The sequence below is a fragment of the Chryseobacterium sp. ISL-6 genome (genome assembly GCF_018613715.1).
GTDB lineage: Bacteria > Bacteroidota > Bacteroidia > Flavobacteriales > Weeksellaceae > Chryseobacterium > Chryseobacterium paludis.
This window is the reverse complement of sequence record NZ_JAGGPT010000003.1, coordinates 18,259-34,009: the sequence shown is the minus strand read 5'-3', so window position 1 is coordinate 34,009 and position 15,751 is coordinate 18,259. Positions and strand designations below refer to the sequence as shown.

General features: G+C 33.0%; 10 protein-coding genes. 9 read left to right on the top strand and 1 reads right to left on the bottom strand.

What is annotated here, in order from left to right; genetic code table 11:
- Window positions 1–19: 19 nt before the first annotated feature.
- The 6 genes from J7E44_RS06300 to J7E44_RS06275 all read left to right on the top strand — a co-directional run bounded on the left by J7E44_RS06300 (window position 20) and on the right by J7E44_RS06275 (window position 6,126).
- Window positions 20–1,159, top strand: coding sequence for a site-specific integrase (locus tag J7E44_RS06300; protein ID WP_214826727.1), 1,140 nt, complete (start codon window positions 20–22; stop codon window positions 1,157–1,159).
- Window positions 1,156–1,956 (top strand): hypothetical protein, encoded by an 801-nt coding sequence (locus tag J7E44_RS06295; protein WP_214826724.1) that lies wholly within the window; start codon window positions 1,156–1,158, stop codon window positions 1,954–1,956. Before J7E44_RS06300 ends, J7E44_RS06295 begins: the two co-directional genes overlap by 4 nt.
- 123 nt (window positions 1,957–2,079) lie before the next feature.
- Window positions 2,080–2,361, top strand: coding sequence for a helix-turn-helix transcriptional regulator (locus J7E44_RS06290; protein WP_214826721.1), 282 nt, complete (start codon window positions 2,080–2,082; stop codon window positions 2,359–2,361).
- Window positions 2,362–2,464: 103 nt separating this feature from the next.
- Window positions 2,465–3,625, top strand: a complete 1,161-nt coding sequence (locus tag J7E44_RS06285; protein WP_214826717.1) for a VapE domain-containing protein — start codon at window positions 2,465–2,467, stop codon at window positions 3,623–3,625.
- A 221-nt stretch (window positions 3,626–3,846) separates the two neighbouring features.
- The gene (locus tag J7E44_RS06280) at window positions 3,847–4,830 is read left to right on the top strand and encodes a toprim domain-containing protein (protein ID WP_214826714.1); all 984 of its coding nucleotides are present in this window, start codon (window positions 3,847–3,849) and stop codon (window positions 4,828–4,830) included.
- Between the two features lie 135 nt (window positions 4,831–4,965).
- Window positions 4,966–6,126 (top strand): plasmid recombination protein, encoded by a 1,161-nt coding sequence (locus tag J7E44_RS06275; protein WP_214826711.1) that lies wholly within the window; start codon window positions 4,966–4,968, stop codon window positions 6,124–6,126.
- Window positions 6,127–6,248: 122 nt separating this feature from the next.
- Here the strand turns inward: J7E44_RS06275 and J7E44_RS06270 are convergent, their stop codons facing one another.
- Window positions 6,249–7,427 carry an NUMOD4 domain-containing protein gene (locus tag J7E44_RS06270; protein WP_214826709.1) on the bottom strand — a complete coding sequence of 393 codons (1,179 nt, stop codon included), beginning with the start codon at window positions 7,425–7,427 and terminating at the stop codon, window positions 6,249–6,251.
- Window positions 7,428–7,910: 483 nt separating this feature from the next.
- Between J7E44_RS06270 and J7E44_RS24240 the strand changes: the two genes are divergently transcribed.
- Genes J7E44_RS24240 through J7E44_RS06255 form a run of 3 tightly spaced genes read left to right on the top strand, consistent with a single transcriptional unit; the run spans window position 7,911 to window position 15,743 of the window.
- Window positions 7,911–9,452 (top strand): T9SS type A sorting domain-containing protein, encoded by a 1,542-nt coding sequence (locus tag J7E44_RS24240; RefSeq protein ID WP_214826708.1) that lies wholly within the window; start codon window positions 7,911–7,913, stop codon window positions 9,450–9,452.
- A 7-nt stretch (window positions 9,453–9,459) separates the two neighbouring features.
- Window positions 9,460–12,213: a hypothetical protein gene (locus J7E44_RS06260; RefSeq protein WP_214826707.1), complete on the top strand. Its 2,754-nt coding sequence runs from the start codon at window positions 9,460–9,462 to the stop codon at window positions 12,211–12,213.
- 5 nt (window positions 12,214–12,218) lie between these two features.
- The gene (locus tag J7E44_RS06255) at window positions 12,219–15,743 is read left to right on the top strand and encodes a DUF6443 domain-containing protein (protein WP_214826706.1); all 3,525 of its coding nucleotides are present in this window, start codon (window positions 12,219–12,221) and stop codon (window positions 15,741–15,743) included.
- Window positions 15,744–15,751: the final 8 nt, after the last annotated feature.

Below are 15,751 nucleotides of genomic sequence, written 5' to 3'. Positions count from 1 at the left end.
GTACACCTCAATATAGATTATGAAAATAACTTTAAAACAGAAAAACTTAGCTGATGGAAGGATTAGTCTTTTCATCGAATATTACAAAGGTTCTTCCACTAATGTTCAAGGGAAAAGAATACATCTGCGAGATTTTGAATATCTAAAATTGTATTTACATCCAGAGCCGAACTCTGCTAAAGAAAAGAAAGAGAACAAAGAAACTTTGGCTCTAGCCGAAAGTATCTTCACGATTCGTAAAGCTGAATATATCCAAGGACGTTACGACTTAAAAGATACAGTGAAAAGTAAAAGAACTTTTCTAAGCTATTTTGAAGACTTAACAGAAGAAAAACAAAAACAAGATTCTTTAAACAACTATGGAAACTGGTTTTCAACTTTGCAGCATCTGAAAAAAGTTGTTTCAAAAAATATGATTTTTGAAGAAGTAGATGAAAATTTCATCAAAAAAGTTCGGAAATATTTTGAAAATGATGCCCTTACTAAAAGTGATTTACCACTTTCTCAGAATTCTAAATATTCTTATTTCAGTAAATTTAAAGCAGCACTAAGAAATGCCTTTGATGAGGGTTATCTCACGATTAATTATGCTTCAAAAGTAAAATCATTTGAACAAGCTGAAAGCCAGCGAGAATATTTGACGTTTGATGAATTGCAATCTTTAGCCAAAGCTGAATGTAAATATCCTGTTTTGAAAAAAGCTTTTCTTTTTTCGTGTTTATCGGGATTACGCTGGTCGGATATTAATACTTTAACCTGGTCAGAAGTTCGTGATGAAGGTGAATTCTCTAAAGTTAATTTTCGGCAAGAGAAAACTGATGGCGTGGAATATTTATACATATCAAAGCAAGCTCGTGAATTATTGGGAGACAGAGGAAGCCAAACCGATAGGGTCTTCACCGGATTAAAATATGGAATGACTTATAATACTGAAATTATCCGTTGGTGTAATCGTGCAGCTGTTCCTAAACATATCACTTTTCACTCAGCTCGTCATACAAATGCTGTGTTGCTTTTGGAGAACGGTGCAGATATTTATACAGTATCCAAAAGATTGGGTCATCGTGAAATTAGAACGACTGCTATTTATGCGAAAATTGTTGATAGTAAAATGAAGGAAGCTGCTGAGATTATTCCAGAATTAAATATTGAGTTATGATCAAAACAAATATAGAAAGTAAACCTTCCCTATTAATTCTAGTTGCATTTATTATCTCATTAATAATTCTGCTGGGAGTTTATCTAAGCCCAGAAAACTTTAGGGTTTATCTACTTAAAGGTATTGCACTAATTTTGATTATTTTTATTCTTTATCGGTTTTGTAGAGTAAATATAAAATGGATTCTATATTATTTTTTTTGTTTAGATCGTGATTGGTGGGTTGCTAGGATTGAAAGACCCAGAATTTTCATCTATATTATTTATTTTGGTATTTTACTAATGATGCTGAAAGATATTTCGATCTCCAATCAATATGTACTATTCTTCTATCGTCTGTCCATCATGTTCTATTTAGTGATAGGGGCTGTTATGCTTGGGAAATTAATTTGGATTAAAAAATTTGAATCTGCACTTCTACCTGAAATCAAAAATTTTGTTAATCAAAATATTTCTATTCGAAAATTGAGAGGAGCCGAAGTAAATGAGATCATAAGATTAAATATTAAAAATATTGAAGATAGTTCAACAAATGATTTACAAGATTTATTGAATGGAAAAGTACCTGGCGATAAAATAAAATGGGTTGGAACATCGGGAAAAAATGTAATTACTTATACCGAATTATTTTCTTTGTTACATTTAATTTCAGAGGGAGGTGATATCAAATTTGAGAGAGCAAAGAGAAAGAGCTTAATGAATTTCATTATAGCAAACTTTGTAAAGTATGAGAAAGGAGAAATTTCTCAAATTCCGTATGGTAGCCTGTATAGTGCTTATACTAATTTTGTTCTGTAAATTAACCATATTCAAATTTTATACTGTAAAAAACTCTATTAAAAGGTGTTTTGATTATTAGACTATTTTAATGACATCGTCATTTGTTTTTCTTTGCCACACAAATTTTAAAAAAGTAAAGCAATGGAAAACGAAATCATTCTAAACAAACTTAACCGAATTGAAAAACACATTTTCGGTCTCAAAGCTATTTTGAATGTTGAAGAACTTTCAGATTACACAGGATTTAAAAAATCCTATATCTATAAATTAGTTCACACCAACAGTATTCCTTTTTCTAAACCTAATGGGAAAGTTCTATTTTTTGAACGCAAAAAAATTGATGAATGGTTGTTAAAAAACAGCCATAAATCAAATGATGAAATTGAGCAAGAAGCGATAGAATTTTCTTTACGCAAAAAATAAAACCTAACTATAGCAGTAGTTAGGTTTAAATGTTTTGTTTTACTTGGAAGTGAAATACAAATATAAAAATTATTTGTTCCGTTTCCACAATCCCAAATGTTTTATGGAAGAGAATAAAACTCTGTATCAAACTGGTACAGAAACCAAAACGATATTTGACCGAGCATTGAAATATCTAAATTCTAAATATTCAATTCGATTTAATACCATATCTCTAGAGTTTGAAATCAAATTTAGATCAGATAAAAAATGGTCAGATCTAAATTTAAACTCATTATTTATAGAACTTATTCAATCAGGAATTGATATTCCAATTAATAAATTGGAAATCTTGGTAAGAAGCCATTTGATAGAACAGTACAATCCCATCTCAGAATATTTTGAAAGTTTGGAAAGTTGGGATGGTGAAGATTATATCAAAAAGCTTTGCACTTATGTGAAAACCAATGATGATGATGCATTTCTTTATCATACCGAAAAATGGTTCACCAGAGCAGTGTTATGCGCTTTGGAGAAAGAAAAAATAAACAAACATTGCTTGGTTCTTGCGAATACAATTCAAAATAGTGGGAAATCAACATTTTTAAGATTTTTTATTCCTAAAAAACTAATGAATTATTTATCTGAAGACATTGGTTTGGACAAAGATAGTAGGATTAAATTGTGCAAGAATTTGATTATCAATTTAGATGAATTGTCTGTTTTAGCTAAAACTGACATTAATTCATTGAAAGCATACATTTCAAAAACGCACATTAACGAGAGATTACCTTATGCAAGGAAATCAGAATACTTAGATAGGATTTGCAGTTTTGTGGGCTCTACAAATAAAACAGACTTTCTAACCGATGATTCGGGAAGTGTAAGGTGGATTATTTTTGAAGTGATTGAGAAGATTAACTTCAATTATTCGGTTGAAATTAATATCGATAAAGTCTGGGCTCAAGCCTATTTCAACGCTTTTATAAGAAAAAATTATACTCCAGAATTGACTGTAACAGATATTCTGGAGAATGAAAAACGTAATGAAAGATTTACGCAAATGACTTTGGAACAGGAAATCGTGAATAAGTTTTATGAGCCTTCTGACAATTTGGAAGAATTTATGACTGCGACAGAAGTTATGATCGATTTGAATTCTCACGGTGTTCGATTAAATCACTTAAAGATTGGGAGAGCTTTATCTTCTTTCAAATTTCCAAGAGTTAAACATCCCCAAAGACAAATCTACGGTTATCTTATTCGATTGAAAATTATAAAATAATTAAACAGAAATAATCTACCAACCTACCTGAAAATTCTAAGCTTCACAACGTGAGTGTTTTAATTAGGTAAGTAGTGAAATCCTAAGTTACCTTAAGTTACCTCTTAGAAGAACTTTGGTAAGTAGGTAAACAGAGGTAGTAGAAAAAAATGAATCATTTATTTGATTCTCAATCGATTGGTAATTAGGTAAGTATTTTAATAAAAAACATAGAAAAAAATATGAACTGCAAACAATTTAACAGCATATCGTTGGAAGAAGTCCTTCTTTCTCTCGGACACCTTCCAACGAAACAAAATGAAAAAGAAGCTTGGTATCTCAACCCTTTTGCAAGCGAATCCCAAGCCTCGTTTAAAATTAATAAACATCTAAATTATTGGTACCTATTTTCAGAAGGGATCGGTGGTAATAACACCGACTTTATGAAGAAATATCTAAATACCTCGGTTGGTGATATTTTGGTTTGGGCGGAGAAGCAGAATTTTTCTTCATTTCATCAGGAGCAACAGGTTAAAAAGTCAGAACCAAATTACAGAATTGATGAAATACTAAATGTCGAGAATCCAAACCTGAAAAAGTATTTGCAGGAGAGAGGGCTGAGCTCAAAAATCTACGATCATATAAAGGAAGTACGATTTACAATCGGCAATAAGAAACTCTACGCAATTGGCTTTGAGAACTTATCAGGAGGCTTTGAACTCCGTAATTCTTTTTACAAAGGTTCATTATTGAAGAAGGATATCTCAATTATAAATCCAAATGCCTGTATAGAGAATATTTCAAATGTTCAAAATAAAAATAATAGAAGCATAGCTGTATTTGAAGGATTTATGGATGCTTTGTCTTTTATCGAAATGCAGAGATCTTTTAAGGGGGGTATTCTTGTAATGAATTCCATCGCTCTTTTGAATAAATCGATAGAACATTTGAAAAACTATTCTGATGTCAATCTTTTCTTAGACAACGATAGGGCTGGTATAAAATGTAAAAATGAAATTATAAAATTATTTCCGGAAGCAAAAGATCATTCCAGAATCTATCCTGACCATAAAGATCTTAACGAATTTTTGATACACAGAATAAAAAATAATGTAATAAATAAGTCAGAAAAAAAATCGGAATCACATCAAGATTCGGATAAGCTAAAAGTAAGAGTTCAGGAGCCGGAAATCAAAAACACAAATGGTTTTAAAAGGAAACGTTAATAAAGCGTGCTGTATATTTTACCAACTACACGCAGAAGTTAGGAGCTCATTCGCAACTTTGAAAGTCCTAACGTCCTAACAAAGTTTCTGCTTCGCTCTGCGAGGCTTTAAAATCGGATTGAAAAATTAAATGATATGAAAACTTCGATTAATTTTAAAGCTGTAAAATCTGATTCTGAAACTCATAATTTCAGAAGAAAGATTTTCGATTATATCCGAAAAGACTTGACGGAAAAAAATGAATATTGGCTGGAAGAAAAAATATCAGATAGGCTTCAAAAAATAGAATCGTATTGTAAAGAAAAATCAGGAAGAAAATTACAGAAAAATGCACTTCCCATTCGGGAAGCGGTTGTTGTTATAAAAGAAGATACCACATTGAAGGATCTTCATTATCTCGCAAAAAGGTTGGAAGAAGAATTAAGAATCAGGATTTTTCAGATTGCTGTTCATAAAGATGAGGGACATTATGATAAAGAAGCAAAGGAATGGAAACCTAATTTACACGCTCATCTGGTTGCAGACTGGCAGGATCTGGAGACAGGTAAAACTTTGAAACACCAATCATTTCATTATTCCAAAATGCAGGACTTAGCAGCTGAATGTCTTGGAATGGAAAGAGGAGTCTCGGGTTCAATGGTAAGATTGGAAGCCATAGATTTCAAAATTCAAAAAAAGGAAGAAGAGCTCTCAGTACTCAATGAAATGATTAACGAAATGAAATCGGAACTCAGTTCTAAAAAATTTGAAGATCTAATTGTAAAGCAAAGTGACCTATTTGGTTTTAAAAGAATTAAAACAGATAAGACTATTGAAAACTATGAGAAGACTTTTAAAACCTATAATACGGAGCTTCTTAAAAATAAAACAGAGCTTAAATCAAAATCAAGGCAAATCAATGATTTGCAAAAGTTGAATGTAGATTTAAAAAAAGAAATTTCACAGCTTAAAAATAAACAGTCTGTTCTTTTGACAAATTCCACTGTTTATAAAGGAGAAAGAAAAAAATATATGGATTCTACGTTTAATACTATTAAAAAAACGATCAAGTTTGAAAGGTTAAGGAATCAAAGGACAGACAGAGATGACCCTCAAAAACTACTTTACGAAATGAATCAGATCTGTAAAAAAGTATCTGATGATAACAGTATTCCTTTTTCAGCTTTTGAAGAAATTTTTAAAGATTCAGGAATGAGTAGTGCTTTATTCTCCTTATTGCAAGTTGGAGAAAACAATAGTGAGGAATCTGATAAAATTATTAAACATAAAAAGAAAAGAAGCAGAAAAATCGTATAGAAATCTTTCTTTTATTTTGCAGAAATATGGCAGAAATTTTCACTATCATTGTCTATTGAGCTTCTAATTTATTAGGTGATCATTACTGCAGCTTATCATCTATTTTTGATCAATCTTTTTTATCATTTATCTTTTTGTTTAAGTAAAGAAATTCTGGTTTTTAATTTAAGTTTTGATACATCGAGATCCCATAGTGGTTCATTTTCATTAATTATAACTAGTGTTTTATCGTTCATATCAAATTCTTCTACAAAAGAGTAATAAAGCAGTCGGGATATCGATAATAAGATCTTTTGACCTTTACGGTTTAACAGGATGTAAAAATAAAGGTTTTGACTACCATACTTATCTCTTAGATTAATGGACATAATCCTTTCTTTCCAAAAGCTTTTATTTTTACTGGTAGTCCAGCTACCAAGTCGTTTTACCCTTCCCTTATTAGAAATTAAATATCCATCTTCAAGACCAGGTACCGGTTTCCAATGTTCCCCGGGAAGATCATTAAGCGAGAGGTTCATACATGCAGGTGGATTGTTCTTATCAATAGACGGTTTACCCAACTTTTCCCAGAGTGAGTTATTGAGTAATTTACCTGAGGAATCCGACTTGCTTTCTGTAGAAATTATAAAATCTTCTTTTTTAGGGCTATAATCTTTAAAAAACCATCTATATCCTCCTGTCGTAAGACGTTCCTTGTTTAATGCATAGAGAATGTTCCTGTCACCAATGCTAAGAGTATTATTCGCAGCACCAATATTTTCAAATGTAGCTATCAATTCACCTTCAACAGTATATTGACTAATAGCCCTTTCATGATCGTTTTGACTATTTCTAACCCTATTTTCCTTAACTCTTTTAAAACGATCTTCACTAATAGAGAGCTTTTCTAAATTATTAGCATGCAGGTGAAACCGATTGCCATCTTTAAATGAGATAAGAAAAGACTCAGTTCCCGAATCGAGCTTTTCAATAAAATGATGATACACCAAACGAGGTACAGACTTTCGGGATCTTTTTCCCTCTGATGATAATAAACAGGTGATATTATAAAAGTTTTCATTCAGATATTTATTGAAAAATTTCATGAACTGTAACTTCATCATACGATCTGTTGCCTTGCGCTTTCTTCCATCCAATGAGGTAATCCAACGCTCAAGGCTTTTCACGCGACCATAGTTGGAAATTCCATAGCTTTCAAAATTTTCAATAAGCTTCCACTTTTCATCTGGAAGATTTTGAAGGGAAGTATTGTAAAGGACTTCTTTTACATATCGGTCTTCTAGTTCAATAGGTATTTTCATGAAAAATTCTTTGCAGATAAATGAATAACTATATATGTACCGTAAAGGCTATAATAGGGCAAAAATATAAAACTTTAACTATAAAAAAGAGTTGATATTGTTCAAAGACAATACATAAACGATATTAAATCACTTTCACAAATGAAGTGTAAAGCGTATTACTACATTTTATGTAGGTACAGAAATATCTAGAACTTATGGTAACCCATAACGAAACTATTTTTAATACTGATATCTTAAAATAGAAATTAAAAAACTTTTGAGTATTTATAATACGACAAGTTCTGTCGTATTGCAGGAGTATCTTTGCATTGTAAAAATTAATAACCATAACAACTTAAAAATGAGAACGTATGATAAAGTTAAAAACATGATGTAATTCATGTTAATTCTTTTTAATGTGAAATTAATGAATGCTAAAAAGTGTTAAATTTGCAAAATTTCTATAATGAAAACTAATATTAATTATAAAACACAAAATAGGTGAGAAAAATACTAATTGGTGCATTTACTATATATGCTTTTTTATTTGCCAGCGCACAAGATGTAGTTTGGCAAAAAGATATTAAATCCAGTACTCAGGATTTTTTGAGTCAGGTTACCACAACAATTGACGGGCAATATCTGATTACTGGAAGTACAATTCAGCCTTCTAAGGTTCAGACTGAAGCCAAACAAAATAATGGCTATGATTTCCATTTGGTAAAATTGAATCAGCAAGGAGACCAAGTTTGGGAAAAGTATTTCGTGGGAAATAACCATGAATATCTGTCTGCTACAGTAGCTACAGAGGAGGGAGGTTTCGTAATTTCAGGAACTTCTTATTCAGGGAAATCTTTAGATAAGAAAGACGATTCTAAGGGAGGATCTGATATTTGGTTAATTAGGCTTAATGAATTTGGTGATGAGTTATGGCAAAAAACTTTAGGAACAAGTGCCGATGAAGAAGCCAGGGCCGTTATTCAGACTACAGATCTTGGGTTCTTTGTGGCTGGGAATGTCCAGAGCTCAGCTAAAGGTTATGGCTCAAAAGATATCTTAATTATCAAACTGGATAAAACAGGAAAAAAACTATCTCAAATTGTTTTAGGTGGAAAAGGGCTGGATGAAGTTGAAAAAATGATTCCAACGAAGGATGGTGGAGCATTACTGGGTATTTATTCAAGAAGTGGTATTAGTGGATCAAAACAAACTGAGAACTTTGGTGAAGGTGATTATTATATTATTAAAATAAACAAAGAGGGCAGAGTAGAATGGGAAAAGAATTATGGCGGAAAGGGTGATGATCATTTAAGAACATTAGCACTAACATCTTCAGGGTACATTATTGGAGGAGAATCAAGATCTGAAAGATCAGGAAATAAAACCGTTGGAATCGAAGAAGGAACTGATGTGTGGTTAATATCTTTAAATGAAAGAGGAGACGAGCAGTGGCAGAAATCCTACAACTTCAAAAACAGAGATATTTTGATGGGGATGAGTGTTATTCATTCAGCTGATGATAAAACTTCTAAAGGAATTCTTTTAGGAGGTTATACTCAGGCGGAAGGCAGAATCGAAAATGGCGATGAGAAGTTCTGGATGCTATATCTGGATCAAAACGGAAATGAACAGTGGAGGAAACATGTGGAAGGGGAATCCAGTAAAAGAGAAGAAAGGTTATCTGATATTAAACTCAACAGAGATGGTTCTGTTATACTTGCAGGAACCAGTGCTGAGGAATTAGGAAAGGAAAACTGGAAGATTATAAAACTGGGAGATAAGCAGATTGATCAGCTCATTGTAAAACAGGATATCAAGATCTATCCTAATCCGGTATCTGATTATGCTTATGTAGAAATAGGCTTTGACTTTAAAGATGCCGACATCACTTTATATGATATGGGTGGAAGACAACTACAGAGTTTGAAAACAAGGAATAAGGTGACTAAGATCAATACTCAACCATTAATTCAAGGCGCTTATTTGGTTGTGATTAAAACAGACACAAATAAAGTTGCGAATGCTAAACTTATAAAGAAATAATATAACAATGAAGACCATATATAAATTACTATCATTCTCTATCTTGATCTTTGGCTCTGGAAAGGCGCAAAGAAATTTTGGGAATACTCCCGAACCGGTTCCTTCCGTTTCGTCTTTTTCTTCCTATGTCAATACCCCTGTTTCGTTATCTACTGGAATACCGGATATATCGCTTCCTTTATTAAAGCTTCAGACCAGCAATAAAAGCCTTGAACTCCCTGTTGTTTTAAGTTATCATGTTGCTAATGCTGCGATTGATAAACCTGGTAGTGAAGTAGGTATTGGCTGGTCCTTAGCTAAAGGAGGAAGCGTTTCTCGGGTTATCAATGAGTATGTTGACGAGTTTTATGATAATGCATCGAAACCTGACTATAAAAAGAATGAATTTGATGATCTGTACTATTATAATATTCCTGGAAATTCTGGTAAGTTCAGTTTTATCAGAGATGTAACCAATAATACCTTTACTTTAAATCATATTTCAGGGAACAATATAAAAATTGAATATACCAGAGATCCTAATACGGCTACTCTAATCATAAATTCTTTTAAAATTACAGATGAAAAAGGGTTTAAATATATTTTTGATGACTACAGTAAATCTCTATTGGACCCTAATTTTTATTATAAATCTGCTTTTTTCTTAAGTAAAATATTGGATGAAAGTAACGTTGAAGTTGCCACTTTCACTTACCAGAAAGAAAGTATAAACAAAAATGGATCTTCGGTTTTATTATACCAGAGCTGTAAGTTGAAGGAAATCTCGACCGATTTTGGAAAAATAAGTTTTGAAAACGTATATGAATCAATGAGAGAAAATGGGCTTGATGATCCATACAAAATAAATAGTGTATCTCTTCTTGATAAATCAAACAGGCTAATTTCGAAGTATAAGTTTTTGTTTCAAGGTGGAGATAGAAGAGAGTTAACAAGCTTGGAAAAGCTTAACAGTAACGAGGAGAGAATTGAAAATAGAGATTTTGGATATATTGATCTTTACTTTTCAGTGTATAAGGACATTGGGGGTAATGATTATGCCTGCTCTGGTGAATATTATAATCCAACTAATTATAAGAGACGAACTTTAGAGATGATGAGACATCCGGAGGGCGGGTATACCAAATATAACTTTCAGCTTAACGAAGTATACGTTGACAATAGTTCTGTTCACCTAAATAATAATAGTTTAACTAATCCATCCTTCCAAAAATTAATTGAAGAACAGAGTATAGATTTTGACACGAACCAAAGCAGTGTTTATAATCTTCATATCGATGTCGCAAAGACTTTCTATATTGTTTATCTAACGTATGAGATGTATGATGATAAGTATCCTATTCATATGCCTCATGTTATTAATTTTAAGTTCAAGAAATCCGGGATAGAAGTCACTCCAACTACTACTTTAGGTTGTGAGAAATATATTCTTAGTCCCGGAGACTATACCTTCGAAATTAAAGGTTTTGGCAACAATCCTGGTTATGGAAATGGTAATATTAAGCTTAAATCAATTGTTACAGTACCATTACCCTATAAAAATGCTGCATTTGCAGCAGGTGTTAGAATAGCCAGTATCGAACAGTTTGATGTCGACCATGTTTTAAAAAAGAAAACAAGCTACGAATATAATTCATTTGCAAATCCTAATGACTCAAGTGGGGCCGTTTATACCTCTGAAAATTGTCAGGGTAGTAGTGAGTTTTATGATAATACAATTGTACTTTACAAAAATGTAAAGGAAATTTATGGAGACACTACGAAGAACCTCGGTTCTACAAAGTATTACTTTAAAATGGCTGAAGATTTTACGTCTACTATACCTCTATTCAGGCCATATTATAACATTACTTCTACAGGCCTATTGTATAAGCAGGAAGTATATAATAGTCAGAATGCAATAACCAGCTCACAAAATACTGATTATGTAATGGATGATATTCCTGGAGCTCCTCAATATAGTACCTGCTCAGGTTATAATTCAAAAGCAGCATGGATCAAATCTACAAAAGTAACTTCTAAGACATTTTTCGATAATTCTACCAGTCTTGAAAACACTTCTGAAACGACATTCAGCCCGTATAACTTTTCAGTATTAACCGTAAAAGAAACCTCTCCTGAAGGAATTATTACTGAAAAAACGGTAAAATATGCATCAGACGTTTCCAATACAAAGCTCATTAACGCCCGTATGCTTACCACTGCTTTACAGAGTGAAACTAAAGTTAATGGAAAACTGGTAGGAAAATCAGAAACTAAATTTGATAATGCCTCCAACTTATATCCTAGCTCTATACTTTCTTTTGACCTTAAAAATCAAACTCCGATGACAGAAATGACCATCAATAATTATGATGGAAAAGGAAATCCAAGAGAAGTTATTTCTAAATCAGGTATTCCTAGCGCTATTATTTATGGATATAAAGGAACCCAACCCATTGCAAAAATTATAGGAGCATCTTACAGCCAGATCGCATCTCTTGCTACGGTGACAGCAGCTATTACTGCCTCTGATGCTGATGCAGTTGATCCTTCTAAAGAACCTGCATTACTTGTGGCTTTGGAAAACCTGAGAAAAGATACCGCAATAAAAGATTATTCCATTACCACCTATACATATGATCCTTTAATAGGGACAACTTCCATAACAGCTCCTAATGGGACAAGAGAAGTGTATAGGTATGATAAATCGGGCCGATTACAAAGGGTGGAAGATAAGAATGGTAAACTATTAAAAGAATACGAGTATAACTACAAACACTAAAAATCATGAAAAGAATTTTAAGTATATTTAGCATATTGTTTGTAGCAGGATCGTCTTATGCGCAAACAAGTCCGAGTACTAATGAAAATTATGTACAGACCAGAACCTATCTGGAAGAAGTAACTTCTACCAGCCCCAATGCGAGACAAATCCAGGCCATTCAGTATTTTGATGGACTGGGAAGAGCTAAACAGTCTATTAGTGTCAAAGCAACACCAGCAGGAAGAGACGTGGTAATTCCTATTGTTTATGATGACTTTGGAAGACAAACGCAAAACTACCTTCCTATTCCTCAAGTGGGAACTCAAGGCGGAGCTATTTACAATACTCCTTTGAATAACGCCACTGCTGTTTATGGAAACGAAAGAATTTATGGTGAGAAAACATTAGAAAAATCTCCAGCCGGAAGATTGAAACAGGTTGCTTCGATAGGAACTAACTGGGCTACCCATCCCACTCAGCTTTCTTATTCCGCTAATGCAGCAAGCGACGTAAAAAAAATAACAACGGTTACTACATGGGAAAATGGAGCAACCTCTACTGCCATTTCTTATACTGGTATGTATGCAGCCAATACTCTATATAAAAGTACAGTAACTGATGCAGATGGTAATACTACCATCGAGTTTACCAATGGCTTGGAACAGGTAATTCTGGTAAGAAAAAATGATGGAACCAAGAGCATAGATACTTATTATATTTATAATGAATATGGATGGTTGGCGTATGTAATTCCTCCATTGGCAGTCACAACCTCAATACCGGATCAAACTATTCTAGATAATTTATGCTATCAGTATAAATATGATACTGTTGGTAGACTGGTAGAGAAAAAGCTTCCAGGAAAAGGGTGGGAATATATGGTGTATGACAAATCAGACAGAGTCATTATGAGTCAGGATACCAATATGAAAGCATCTGGAAATTGGCTGTTTACCAAATATGATAAATTCTCCAGAATACTTTATACGGGAATAGCTGCTATTGGAGCGCAGTTTATTAGAGAACAGGTTCAAAGTAATGTTGATAACTATATTAATCAAGGACAACCGTCTGATGAAGTAAGAAATACAACGGGATTCACCAACAGCACAATGCCTATATATTATAGCAACTTAGTATATCCTACTACTATACAGAAGATTTTATCTGTTAATTATTATGATACTTATCCAACTTATTCCTTTAACCCTTCTTTTCCGACGACTATATTGGGTAAACCTGTTATTCCTGATCTACAAAATGCTGCTGTAAATACTAAAAATTTGCCTGTGATGTCCTTAGTGAAAAATATTGAAGATGATAACTGGACTAAAAGTTATGTTTATTATGATGCTAAAGGGAGGTCTATTGGAGCGTACGCTATTAACCACCTAGGTGGATATACTAAAACAGAAACAGAACTTGATTTTGTTGGAGTACCCAAACAATCTAAAGTCTATCATAAAAGACTCTCTACAGACACAGAAAGGATCATCACTCAGACATTTGAGTATGATAATCAAAACAGACTCAAAAAGCAATGGCATCAGGTGACTGGTCAGCCTCAGGAGCTGCTGGCAGAGAATACTTATAATGAGCTCTCTCAGCTTTCCAGTAAAAAAATAGGAAATAACCTACAAAATATTGAGTATACCTATGACATCAGAGGCTCAGTAATCAAAGTTAATAATCCAGCGAATCTTGGTGGGAAATTATTCGGATATGAAGTAAAATATACCAACCCTGTTGGTACTTTATCAAAGTATAATGGAACCATTAGTGAGATAGACTGGAAAACGGCAAGCGATAATGTTTTAAAAAGATATACCTATACCTATGATGGATTAAATAGACTGAAAAAAGGTGCCTATTCTGAACCAAATACTTCTGTTCCTGAGAATAACCTGTTTAACGAATCTGTGGGATATGATATAAACGGTAATATCACTTCTCTTCAGAGAAATGGAAAAAATTCTCTAGGTGCCACAGGACTGATTGATAACTTAACATATCAATATACAGGGAACAAACTTAATTCTGTAAGTGATGCCACAGGTGACTATGCAGGATATCCTGATACTTCTGGGAATCCCATTACTTATGATGATAATGGGAGCATGAAAGATCAGGTGGATAAAGGTATTCTTCGGATTGATTACAATGTTCTCAGCCTACCTGATAATGTGGTATTTGATAAGACCTATAGCCCCAGAGTGATAACAGAAGATGTAGAGATCAATGTAAATACCAAATATCTATACAGAGCAGATGGAACAAAGCTTAGAAAAACGTATACATTTGGCTTGGGTAGAACGAACTTAGAAACTAAAACAATAACTGAATACCTTGATTGGTTCCAATATGAAGCCAGAGATACGGGAACTGCATTCAACCAGGTTCTCAAGTTTGTGCCTACAGCTGAAGGGTACTACAATTTTGAAAATAATAAGTATATTTACAACTATACCGATCATTTAGGAAATGTAAGGCTGAGCTATGCTAAAAGTGCAACAGGAAGCGTAGAGGTTATTGAGGAAAATAATTATTATCCTTTTGGATTAAAGCACACTATCAGCTTAAGCGGAAACCAGGCTTACAACTATCAATACAACGGTAAAGAACTGCAAAAGGAAACAGGATGGAGCGATTATGGCGCAAGGATGTATATGGCAGATATAGGAAGATGGGGGGTAATAGATCCATTAGCGGAGACAAGTAGAAGGTTTTCACCTTATAATTATGTTGTAAACAATCCTATCAGCTTTATAGATCCTGATGGAAGAAAATTTGTAATGCCATATGAAGCTAGTGATATGACACCTCAGGATCCAAACTCTGGATGGTGGGCAGGAGTAACAGGAGAAAGAACCCATCTTTCGCCGTTTACAAATTATGGCGGTGGTGATTTGGTTAGTCAAAATCCTGCAACATTTGGAGAAACACAGGAATTTAGGGATATAATGGCTTATCTTGCTGTTTCAATTTTTGATAAATTTAACTTTTCATTAGATGAAAAAAGTGCTGATGAAGAACCTGTTAATTTTTTTGGAAAAACAGGAGAGGACGCTCCATTTTATAAAAAATTTAAAGAAATGTCTAATTTCTTTAAAGATTCAGCCGGTGATGGCGTCTTTAGAGCTTATGGGCATGGAGGGATTGGTTCAATATGGGATGGTGAACATGAAGTTAGAAATGCGGATGGATTCAATAAAATTATGAATCAAAGAAATAATAATTGGAAAAATGTAGATAAAATAAAAGATGCGATTTTAATATTATATGTTTGTCACACAGGAACAGATCTTGTTATTGATCAAAAGACTTACAAATCTTTTGGCTCCATAGTTTCAAAAGCACACCCTAACCTTACTGTAATTGCCTTTGACGAATTTGTAACATATGACAATTCAGTAAAAGGAATAAGAAACATTAACAAAGAACAAAATAAAGGAGACGGTCTTGGATCAATTATTTTCTATAAAAATGGTGAAGTCCTGAAAAGGCAAGCGTATAAAGAATTTATAAAAAATTACCCTAAATTTCAATAATAAAAAGA

Coding starts and splice junctions, on each gene's coding strand:
- J7E44_RS06275 (WP_214826711.1), top strand. CDS start 4,966: ATGAAAACTTCGATTAATTTTAAAGCTGTAAAATCTGATTCTGAAACT.
- J7E44_RS06260 (WP_214826707.1), top strand. CDS start 9,460: ATGAAGACCATATATAAATTACTATCATTCTCTATCTTGATCTTTGGC.
- J7E44_RS06285 (WP_214826717.1), top strand. CDS start 2,465: ATGGAAGAGAATAAAACTCTGTATCAAACTGGTACAGAAACCAAAACG.
- J7E44_RS06255 (WP_214826706.1), top strand. CDS start 12,219: ATGAAAAGAATTTTAAGTATATTTAGCATATTGTTTGTAGCAGGATCG.
- J7E44_RS06270 (WP_214826709.1), bottom strand. CDS start 7,427: ATGAAAATACCTATTGAACTAGAAGACCGATATGTAAAAGAAGTCCTT.
- J7E44_RS06280 (WP_214826714.1), top strand. CDS start 3,847: ATGAACTGCAAACAATTTAACAGCATATCGTTGGAAGAAGTCCTTCTT.
- J7E44_RS06295 (WP_214826724.1), top strand. CDS start 1,156: ATGATCAAAACAAATATAGAAAGTAAACCTTCCCTATTAATTCTAGTT.
- J7E44_RS06290 (WP_214826721.1), top strand. CDS start 2,080: ATGGAAAACGAAATCATTCTAAACAAACTTAACCGAATTGAAAAACAC.
- J7E44_RS06300 (WP_214826727.1), top strand. CDS start 20: ATGAAAATAACTTTAAAACAGAAAAACTTAGCTGATGGAAGGATTAGT.